We start from the raw sequence: 260 nt of genomic DNA, 5'->3' as shown, positions 1-260 counted from the left end.
CCCCGTTGTAGGTCAGAATAGCGATCGTCGCATCGACGGACGGTGCGTCAGTCACGTTCTCTCCGGATCTCCTCGTAGGTGCGCTCGATCCCGGTGTAGAGGCCGACAGGCTCCTCCAGCGGTCCGAACTCGCTCGTATAGCGGGCGGTGTCCAGCACGACGCGGTCGACGAACGTCGGCGGCGAGGGGCGGACGTCCACCGCGAAGTCCACGCCGGTCACGTCGCGGAGCGTCTGCAGGATCTCGGACACCGACGACCC

1 protein-coding gene is annotated in these 260 nt (G+C 66.9%); it reads right to left on the bottom strand.

All coding sequences use genetic code 11. The annotated features are described in order from the left end of the window. Window positions 1-47: 47 nt before the first annotated feature. Window positions 48-260 (bottom strand): hypothetical protein (locus AC1RPN_RS09050; RefSeq protein ID WP_481763854.1); only part of this gene is annotated, 213 nt, incomplete at its 5' end.

It is taken from the genome of Dellaglioa sp. CoH-57-MRSF-20, from assembly GCF_056781955.1.
Note: the sequence above shows the minus strand (reverse complement) of the source record. Positions and strands in the feature narration are given on the sequence as shown.